9 protein-coding genes are annotated in these 9,834 nt (G+C 63.8%); 3 read left to right on the forward strand and 6 right to left on the reverse strand.

Features of this window, described 5'->3' with window-relative positions; all coding sequences use genetic code 11:
* Together VL547_RS09785 and VL547_RS09790 are read right to left on the reverse strand one after the other, a co-directional pair.
* Positions 1-780: an ABC transporter permease gene (locus VL547_RS09785; RefSeq protein WP_325577479.1), complete on the reverse strand. Its 780-nt coding sequence runs from the start codon at positions 778-780 to the stop codon at positions 1-3.
* Positions 773-1,753, reverse strand: a complete 981-nt coding sequence (locus tag VL547_RS09790; RefSeq protein WP_325577480.1) for an ATP-binding cassette domain-containing protein — start codon at positions 1,751-1,753, stop codon at positions 773-775. Before VL547_RS09790 ends, VL547_RS09785 begins: the two co-directional genes overlap by 8 nt.
* Before the next feature lie 128 nt (positions 1,754-1,881).
* Between VL547_RS09790 and VL547_RS09795 the strand changes: the two genes are divergently transcribed.
* Positions 1,882-4,122, forward strand: coding sequence for a glycoside hydrolase family 2 protein (locus VL547_RS09795; RefSeq protein ID WP_325577481.1), 2,241 nt, complete (start codon positions 1,882-1,884; stop codon positions 4,120-4,122).
* Here VL547_RS09795 and VL547_RS09800 read toward each other — a convergent pair.
* Positions 4,093-4,497 carry a hypothetical protein gene (locus tag VL547_RS09800; protein WP_325577482.1) on the reverse strand — a complete coding sequence of 135 codons (405 nt, stop codon included), beginning with the start codon at positions 4,495-4,497 and terminating at the stop codon, positions 4,093-4,095. The genes VL547_RS09795 and VL547_RS09800 overlap by 30 nt on opposite strands.
* A gap of 36 nt (positions 4,498-4,533) precedes the next feature.
* Between VL547_RS09800 and VL547_RS09805 the strand changes: the two genes are divergently transcribed.
* Positions 4,534-5,112, forward strand: coding sequence for a Crp/Fnr family transcriptional regulator (locus tag VL547_RS09805; RefSeq protein WP_325577483.1), 579 nt, complete (start codon positions 4,534-4,536; stop codon positions 5,110-5,112).
* Here the strand turns inward: VL547_RS09805 and VL547_RS09810 are convergent.
* Positions 5,109-5,726 carry an START domain-containing protein gene (locus VL547_RS09810; protein ID WP_325577484.1) on the reverse strand — a complete coding sequence of 206 codons (618 nt, stop codon included), beginning with the start codon at positions 5,724-5,726 and terminating at the stop codon, positions 5,109-5,111. The genes VL547_RS09805 and VL547_RS09810 overlap by 4 nt on opposite strands.
* 66 nt (positions 5,727-5,792) lie before the next feature.
* Here VL547_RS09810 and VL547_RS09815 point away from each other — a divergent pair, with 66 nt between their 5' ends.
* The gene (locus VL547_RS09815; protein ID WP_325577485.1) at positions 5,793-6,641 is read left to right on the forward strand and encodes a zinc-binding alcohol dehydrogenase family protein; all 849 of its coding nucleotides are present in this window, start codon (positions 5,793-5,795) and stop codon (positions 6,639-6,641) included.
* Here VL547_RS09815 and VL547_RS09820 read toward each other — a convergent pair.
* On the reverse strand, positions 6,631-9,366 hold the full coding sequence (locus VL547_RS09820; RefSeq protein ID WP_325577486.1) for a GH116 family glycosyl-hydrolase: 2,736 nt from the start codon (positions 9,364-9,366) through the stop codon (positions 6,631-6,633). The two genes, VL547_RS09815 and VL547_RS09820, sit on opposite strands and share 11 nt — an antisense overlap.
* A 2-nt stretch (positions 9,367-9,368) precedes the next feature.
* A partial coding sequence (locus VL547_RS09825) for a hypothetical protein (protein ID WP_325577487.1) occupies positions 9,369-9,834 on the reverse strand: 466 nt, incomplete at its 5' end.

The following is a 9,834-nucleotide window of genomic DNA, read 5'->3' on the forward strand; positions in this document are numbered from 1 at the left end:
TCACGCCTTCCGCATATATGTCCTCACCGTCAGCGGTATGAACACGAGCAGGATGACGGCTCCTCCCACGATGGTCAGCCAGAAATCCGTCCCGATCACCTTTTGATTGAGCAGCTCCCGTATGGCGGTAACGAGGTGCGACACCGGGTTGTATTGTACGAACCACCGGAGCCCCGACGGCAGCGTATTCACCGGCACGAAGGCGTTCGACAGGAAGGTGAGCGGGAAAAGGATCATCATCGATATGCCCTGCACCGACGCGGCGGAACGCCCGATCACCCCGGCCAGCGCGAAGATCCAGCTGACGCACCAGGCAAAGCAGATCACCAGCGCGCTCACGACGGCGACGCCGCCCAGGCCCGCCACGGGCCTGTAACCCATGATATACCCCATCGTAAACGTCAGGATGGTAACGAGCGCGTACCGGATGGTGTCGGCCAGCAGCGCCCCCGCCAGCGGCGCGATACGCGCGATGGGCAGTGACCGGAACCGGTCGAAGACGCCCTTGTCCATGTCTTCGCGCAGCTGCACCCCGATGGTGATCGCGCCGGTGAGGATCGATTGGGCCAGGATACCGGGGATGATGATCGGCAGGTAATTCTGTACGTTCCCTGAAATGGCTCCGCCAAAGAGGTACGTAAACATGAGCGTGAACAATATCGGCTGAACGGTCACGTCCACCAGCTGTTCCGGCGTGTACCGGACCTTCAGCAGGCCGCGGTAGGCCATGGTCAGCGACTGTTGGACGGTTTGTGCGGCGGTCGGTCTTTTGCTAAGCATACACTTTTTGTTTTTCTTTTCCGGTGATGGCCATAAATACTTCGTCGAGCGTCGGCGACTTGACGCTCACTTCCAGCAGGTCGATGTGGTGGTTCCGGAGCGCCAGCAGGACGTCGGTGATGAGCCCCGGGTCGGCGAGCGGGGCCGTGATCCTGCCTTCCGGGGATACGTGGCACTCCACGCGGAGCATGTGCCGGATGGTCTCGCTGGCCGTCTGCGCCTGTGCGGCGGAGCGCAGCTGCAGCTCCAGCGCTGCGACGCCGACGGAGGCCTTTAGCTCGGCGGGCGTGCCTTCCGCGATCACGCGACCGGTATCGATCACCGCGATACGGTCCGCCAGCTGATCCGCTTCGTCCAGGTATTGCGTGGTGAGGAGCACCGTGGACCCCGAACCGACCAGCTGACGGATCGTGTCCCACATCTGGAGCCGCGTCCGGGGGTCGAGCCCCGTGGTCGGCTCGTCGAGGAAGATCAACGGCGGTTGGGCGATGAGGCTGGCCGCCAGGTCGAGCCGCCGGCGCATACCCCCGGAGAACTTCGACAGCGGGCGTTTCGCGGCTTCGGTGAGGCCAAAGGACTCGAGCAGCCCGGCAGACTTCTTTTTGGCCTCCGCCCGGCTCAGACCCAGCAGGCGGGAAAAGAGGAACAGGTTTTCGGTGGCCGACAGTTTTTCGTCCACCGACGCATACTGCCCCGTCAGCCCGATGAGCTGGCGGACGATATGGGCTTCGCGTACGGTGTCGTAGCCAAAAATCGAGGCATGCCCGGCGTCGGGCCGGAGCAGCGTGGACAACATGCTGATGGTGGTGGTCTTGCCGGCGCCGTTGGGTCCGAGCACGCCATAGATGCGCCCGGCTTCTATGTTGAGGGTCACGCCGTCCACGGCTTTGTTTTCACCGAAGTACTTCACCAGCCCCACCGCTTCGACGGCCAGCCGGGAATTTCTGAGGGAAGAGGAGATCGGGTGTATCATGCCGCAAAACTAGCCGCGCCCCTCCCCGGGGCCAATGGATAATCGGTGAAGACCGCCCGAACGTCGGTAACCGGTGTTTTGCCGGCGGCGACCATATTTTTTAGTAAGTTGGCGGGTAAAACGCCCGGATGAGCCAACACGAAGAACTCCAGAACGCCGTATCCTATCTCCGCGACTCTTTCGCCAAGGCGGACATCGACCTCGATTTCTCCGTGAAGAGCGTCGAGCTCCTCGACCAGGTACTCGACGACGCCTTCGAGAACGGCCAGGTCAAAAATCCCGAAGGCTCCTTTGCCCAACAACAAGGCATTATCCTCTTCGGTATGGCCGGGTACGTCGCCGAGGTCGTCATCCGCCAAACCAAGAACGCGCGCCTCACCTTCGACCCCAAGGACGACAACTGGTACGTGAATTTCCTGTTGACCGGAGAAAACGGCTGGTCTATGCGCCCGGGCCAACGCCTCGTCAAACGCGTCCACGACGGCGCCGAAGCCGGTCTCCACGCCTACACCCTGGCCGCCATCGAGCACTTCAACAAGGGCGCGGAACCGGCCAAAAAGCCCTGGTGGAAGTTCTGGCTGATCGCCGCCGCGCTCGTCCCCCGGGCCGTCACCGCTCAAACGAACCCCTTACCCACGCGTTGGACCGCCGTCGCGCAACAGGCCGCGATCCCCCTCTCCGAATACCCCCGCCCCCAGCTCCGCCGCACCCAATGGCTCTGCCTGAACGGCCCCTGGGACTACCAGGGCGGCCCGCAGGCGCCCGGCGCGCTCCACCCCGACGCCCCCGCCACGTTCACGGCGGCCCCCGAAAAGATCCGTGTCCCCTTTTGTCCGGAGTCCACGCTGTCCGGCATCCACCGCAAACAGGAAATCAACATGTGGTACCGGAAGGTCGTCCGCCTGCCGGCGACCTGGCGTGGGAAGAACGTCCTGCTCCACTTCGGCGCCGTCGATCACGAGGCCACCGTTTTCGTCAACGGAAAAAAAGCCGGCAGCCACGCCGGCGGCTATGACGGCTTCACGGTCGACATCACGCCCTACCTGCATCCCGGCGCCGACACGCTCGTCGTCGCAGCCCACGATCCCAACGACGGTCGTACGCCTTCCGGCAAAAACGGTCCCCGCGGCGACTACACCTTCACCTCCGGCATCTGGCAAACCGTTTGGCTCGAGCCCGTCGCGGAAGACTATATAAAAAGCATCCGGCTTACGCCCGACGTCACCGGCCACCGCCTGAAAATAACCGTCGATGCCGTGGGTGGCGCCATAACCGCCGTCGCCCTCGACGGGGAGCAGGTCGTCGCGAAGGCCACCGGCGCGATCGATCTCGATCTCCCGATCGCCCACCCCCGCCTCTGGTCCCCCGACACGCCCTTTCTCTATACCCTCCACCTGACCTTGACCGACGCCGCCGGTCGCGTCACCGACGCCGTCGACAGCTACTTCGGTATGCGCGACATCCGCCTCGGCAAGCTCGACGGCGTCATCCGCCCCCTGCTGAACGGACGTTTCGTGATGCAGCTGGGGCTGCTCGACCAGGGATACTGGCCCGACGGCGTCGAGACCGCGCCCACCGACGAGGCGCTGGCTTCCGACCTGCGGTTCGCCAAAAAAGCGGGTTTCAACCTCATCCGCAAACACATGAAAACCGAGCCGCAGCGCTTCTACTACTGGGCGGACAAGCTGGGGCTGTTCATTTGGCAGGACATGCCCGCCATCTGGTACCAGGACGAGGACACCGCCACCGTCCGCGAGACCTACCGCAAGGAGCTCAAGGCCGTCATCGACGAACATTACAATTCACCGTCGATCATCGCTTGGGTACCCTTTAACGAAAACTGGGGCGCCTTCGATGTCCGCGAAATCACCGACTGGGTCAAAGCCTACGATCCCTCCCGCCTGGTCAACGGCAATTCCGGTTTCAACAACAACCCCACCTACCAAAAGGCGTACGGCGACCCGGGCAACGGCGACTTCGTCGACACCCATATCTACGTGGGTCCGTACCACGCCTCTGTCCCCGATCACCGGCGCGCGGCTTCCCTCGGCGAATTCGGCGGCGTCGGCCTGTTCGTCCGCGGGCACATGTGGCCCGTGGAAAACAACGCCTATGCCTACGAACCGACCCCTGCCGCCCTGACGGACCGGTACGTACTCCTGATGGAGGAAGTGGAACAGCTGATGAAATACCGCGGGCTGAGCGTCGCTATCTATACCCAGACCACCGACGTGGAGCACGAGGTCAACGGTCTGCTGACGTACGACCGCGCGGTCGAAAAGATGCAGACGGACCGCGTACGCGCGGTCAACGCCGCGATCGTAGCGGAGAGCAAAACCCTACCCGATACCGGTGCCGTGCGAAAATGACGTGGGCGGTCCGCCCACTACCCACCGGAACCTGCCGTGCTTTTCCGGGTGGCTGACGACGTTGTCGTATGCCGCCATGAATTTGTCCTGGAACCCGGGCCCGAGCTTTTCCGCCATCCTTTCGGCGAGCCCGTCATCGCCTGCGAGGTCGAGCAGGATCATACCCGAGCCGCCCTTCATCACCAGACAAACGAAACGCCCGATCGGGAAAACCGTCAACCCGGCGGTCGCGGTAATGATCCGCCCCAGGTTGGTGGCGGGCATGTCCAGGGTCATCGTTCTGACGTTATACGCCACCGTGAGCCTGTTGGACACCGTCGCTTTCACCCCGTCCGGGCCGATCTCGTCCACATATAAAGGAAACGGTGCTATCATACCAGCAATATTACGTTTTTCCGTAACTTAAAGGTCTTGTTCTTCCACTTCCGCCATACCTTCCCCCAGCTCAACCCCTACTGGGACAAATACCTCCCTTTCCAGCAACGCCTCGAGGTCCCCGCAAAAACGACCCTGCTGGAAGAGGGGAAAACCGCCCAGCACTACATCTTTATCGAAAAGGGCTGCGTCCGCGCCTTCTTTATCAAGGACGGGCTCGAAAAAACGGTCCAGTTTTTCTTTGAAAACGAGGGGCTCACCTCCTTCGAAAGCTTCGTGGGCGAGACACCCGGTCTGTTCAGCATCGAGACCATCGAGCCATCCACGGTATACCTGCTCCCCAGGCGCCACGTGCTGGCGCTCATCGACGACCTGTCCACGGAGCCGGCGCTCCTGCTCAGGATGTCGGCCCTCCGACAGGCGCACTACATGAACGAATTCCTGTCGTTTATCCGCGACACCCCGGAGGAACGCTACCAGCGCCTCCTGGCCGAGCGCCCGCACATCGTACAGCGCGTCCCGCAGCATTACATCGCATCTTACCTGGGGGTGAGCACGGTCCACCTCAGCCGTATCAAAAGCAAGCTCGCCAGGGGGAAGACGCATTTTCGCTAACGATCCTTTATAAAGTCGGCCCCGGGCTGCGTGTGCTGCAGCTGCCGCTTCAACGCCTCGAACGTTTGGAGCGGCCCCTTCGTTACGAATAGGTTCACCAGCCACGCCGGGAGGCTCCCCCCCGGATCCGTCTTCAAGGTATAATCGATCGCCACCCCGCCGGCGACGGGCGTGAGCACCCACGTGCCCTCCCCGGAAGCCACCCGGACGACACCGGGCCGCGGCGGCAGGTACGTGGGGATCGTCGGACCGTTGACGGTCACCACCAGCGTCTGCGGGTCCTGGGTGACGGTCAGGTGAGAGATGAAGTCCCGGTCGCTGATGGGCCACGGCAAACCGATAACGGAATGATAATATAGCTCGGAGGACGAGACTTGCTTGAGCAGGGTAGCCGATTTGGTGGCGTATACCCATTGCGGCGCCGTACCGATGTCCAGGATAACCGCCACCAGCCGCGACAGCGGGGCGTTGACCCGGCATTTTACCCGTATCGCCTTGAACTTGGAGTCCGGAAAGGTGCGCGTATAGATGGAGATACCCGACTGTTGCTCCTGAAGCGTCCAGTCGCTCTGTATACATAGAGTCAGCAGGAATAAAGCGGTTGTTTTTAGCATGGCTGCCCCGCAAAGATACAGATGATAACATATGTTATCGTCACGCCGCGGTAAGCCTCGATAGCTTTGCCCAAAAAACAAATGAACGTCACCACGCTCGCCGTTGCGCTCAAGCACTTCGACCGGAGCCGGGCCGCCGGCTTGCATTATTCCAACAGCGTCGCACAGCCCCTGGGCAGCGACGGCGTCTTCCGGCTCGACGACGGCCGCCGCGTCTTTGGCCTCGGCAGCGGCACCCTGGCGCCCCGGGCCGACATCGACCCCGACCGGATCGTTCCCATCCCCGACGCCCTCGACGACGCCACCGCCGCCGCGCTCCCCAACGCCGTCATCGGTTCCGCCATGGCGCTGCTTTGCAAGGCCGGCATCCAACCCGGCGATGTCGTCCTCGTCAACGGTGCCACCGGCTTTACCGGCCGCGTCGCCGTCCAGCTGGCCAAACACTATGGCGCCGCCCAGGTGATCGCCGCTGGCCGCACCCCGCGAACCCTGAAAGACGCCGATGAATTCCTGCAAACGACCGACCCCGCTTTCGCCTCCCGCGCCAAAACCGCCGACCCCGACATCGTCCTCGACTACCTCTGGGGCCCCACCGCCGAAGCGATCCTGACCGCCCTGACCGGCGACGGCCGTTTTACCAAACGCCGGCGATACGTTTCCATCGGCAGCGTCACCGGCGACAAAATCGCGCTGTCCGCCGCTACCCTCCGCAGCACCGACCTCCAGCTGACCGGTTCGGGTCTCGGCGCCTGGTCCAAAGCGCAGGTGCAGCGCCTATTCGCCGACATCCTCCCCGAAGCCTTCGACCTCGCCGCCAGCGGCCAATTACAAGTCGCCACCACGACCATCGCCCTGGCCGACCTGTCCACCGCGGGCGACCCGCCCCCGGGGGTTCGCGTCGTGGTTACCCTATGACGACCGTCAGCGCCTCCCCCGCTTCGATCCGCAGGGCCTCGTCAAACAGCACCGAGCCCCCCGCGGTACGGCAACCGACCGGCTTCCCCCGGAGCGATGCCCGGACGGGCCCGGATACGTGCCCATGCGCAGCGCCGTTTATGGGCCCTTTCGCAGCGCCATTCATGGCCCCTTTCGCAGCCCCCAATGCCGGCCCGGTCTCGACGCCCAGCTCACGGAGCGTCAGGTGTCCATACCGTAGATGCACCGTCGCCGTAAAACGGTTTGCGCTCCGCTGCTGGCTATAGCTCCCCCAGCCCGCCGCCGCGGTAAACGGCGCCTTGAAATGGTCGGGTGAGAGACGGGGCGCGAACTTCAGGTAGCCCTTCGGCCCATGGTACTCGAACCCGCAAGCCGTGAGGAAAGTCCCGTAGGACGCCATCGCGCGGGCGTAGTGGTCGCTGCACTCGATCTCGTTGAACGGGTTGCGTCTGGCCGCGTGATAACGGTCATGGATGGCGCGCGTGATGACAAGCGCCTCGTCGGTCATGCCTTCCGCCATCATGTGCGCCGCGACCTGGTGCTCGAAACCCGTCATGCATTCGTTGAAATAACCCGCCTGCCAGGTGACATCGTCCCCGTACGGTTTTGGCTCGTTACGGGGGTTCGTGTTCATGATCACCCCGCCTTCGCCGGCAAGGGCATACGGCCTGCCGCCGGTATGGGTCGCTATATACGGTCCGACGTCGGTCGTGAAGTTGTATTTCCAGAGCGCCTTCAGCGCGCTGAGCGTCTTGTCCCGGTCCAGCACCCGCCCCAGACCCACCTGGAAGGCCCACGCCTGTCCGAGGACCTGGTCGATGTGACAGGTATCGTACGATCCCAGCGACTTGCGGCCTTCGACGGCATCGGGCCGGTGGATGAAGTATTCGCCGTTGAAGAGCTGCCGTTCCATGTTCGCGCGCCCCTTGTCGACATAAGCGGCGCACGCCGCCGCGAATTCCGTGTCGCCGGCCTCTTCCGCCATGCGCCGCCCCGCGTCCACCGCCGCGATACACAGCCCCACGATCCAGGCTATTTCGCCCTTCCAAACGGCGTCGAGCGTATTTTCCATCGGCGTGTCCTCCATGCCGTCGCCGTTCCGGTCCTGCGCGACCAGGAACGCTACCGCCCTTTTAATACCCGGCCAGTGCGCGTTGAGGAACGCCCCGTCCTCCGTCATCCGGTGCTCCCGGTAAAACCGCAGGACGGTCCCCGCCTGTCCGTCGATGGCGGGCCGCTTGTCCATCTCCGCCCGGAACCATATCCCGCCGTCGGCCTGCTGCGCCAGCCCCAGGTCGACGCGCCCGCGGGTGTCCCGCTCCAGCGACGGGAAAAGCCGCGCCGGCGCCTGCGCATAATGCCAGACGTGGGTACAGTTCCCGGGGCAGGACCCCACGCCTTCCCACGCCCAGAATCGGCCGTTGGCAAAACGATGGCACGTCGTCGTCGCCAGCGTCGATATATTCTGCACGGTCCGTTCCAGGAACCACCAGGGTAGGGTGGAGTCGTACCAGGTCTCCTGCCACGCGCGGCTTGTCGTATGGAGCTCGTCGAACCGCTCCACGATGTGCTCCACCACCGCGCCCGCGTCGCTGAATTTTTCCGCATAAAACCGGCCATGCCCCTCTTCGACGCCCTTGATGACAAGGTTGGGGAAGTGCCACGCAATAACGAAGTGCATCTCCGCGCGTCCATGCGCATCGAGCCGCCGGCGGTCGGTCACCGCGCCAATCAGGGGCGTGTCCAAAGCGGCCCGGGCCTCGTGGGCGCGTTGCTCCCCGTGTTCGTCTTCCAGGGTAAAATGCGCCGCCGTCAGCGTCATCCCTATCGTCGCCTTCGCATTCGCCCGTGCCCGCGTCCCCGTCGCCGCGAGCCCGAAGGTGCCCGCATCCGGCCGTTGCCCGAGCCCCTCCGCACCCGACCAGACCGCCGCGAAGCCATCCCCCCGCACGGCCCGGTTGACGCGTTCCAACGCTGTCGCGGTCCCCGCGTGCGCCGCCGCCTCCGCGCGTATCCCCACCTTGTTTTCGAGCCACCCCAGCAACGTCACGTCGACGGGCGCACCGGTCTTATTGTGCACCTCGACATGCATCATCGTCGCAGGCAGTCCCGAGCTCTCCGCGTCCAGCGGTATAAAAGGCGTATGCGCCCGCAAAACTATGTCCACCGGCAACGCCGGGTCGGTATACCGCACGGTGGCGATAGGGTAGGTGGCCTCGAATGCAATCTCCGCCCACGCGCCCGCTTCGAGCTTCCGTATCGCCTGTTTCCCATCCCATTCCAGCATCACCGCAAAACCCTGCTCCAGCGGCCGGATATCCCTGGAGGGCTGCACATAACACGCCCCGTCCCTCGACCGCACCTTTTGCTGGGTCTTTCCGTCCGGGCTCCAAACGATCTCCTTGGGCTCGATCCCTTCCTGGTTGTCGTTAAAGACGTCCCACAGCCACAACCGCCCATCCCCGCCGAGATACACCGTCCCGCAGTTGATCCCGCCCACCGGCATGCCGATGAAGGGAAGCTCGTCCCGGCTCTGGAGATAGGTCGTCGCCGCCCCCCGCATGTAGAGCGAGCGCACCCACGCGGGGTCAAGTTTTTTCACCGGTACCGGCCCGTCCCCGGCCAGTACGGGAATCCGTCCCGCCAGCATCCCCGCCCCGACCAGCGCGGCGCCCCGGATAAATTCGCGTCTATTTTGGCTCATGCCTACAAGGTACGCACCTCCCTGTAACAAATCGCCAGCGGCACGACCCCCGCCACACCGAATGCGCAATCGATCGCGCGCCACCAGACCGGTATTCCGCGCACCGCCCCCGCGATAAACGCCAGCGGGAAGATCATCACGCACGCGATCATCCCAAACCCGATCACCCATATATTCCGCACCGGGTCACGCAACGGCCCGATAAACGCCACCGCGATGACCAGGTGCGCAAAGGCCAGCCAGTCATACCCATAAGCCAGGAAGGGATACCGGGCATTGACGTCCCTGAGGGCCCCATACACCCGGTTGATCCAAACCGACCCCGGCCAGTAACCCGCCAGCACGCGCAATTCGCTTTCCAACGGAAACGCGGTCAGCCCGCTCAAGACGAGCGCGACCATAAAAAAGACCAGCCACAAACGGACGCGCCTGAGTCGGGCCTCGCGGCTCCATTGGCGCCTCACGGCC

It is taken from the genome of Dinghuibacter sp. (genome assembly GCF_035492835.1).
In the GTDB taxonomy this organism is placed as follows: Bacteria; Bacteroidota; Bacteroidia; order Chitinophagales; family Chitinophagaceae; genus Dinghuibacter.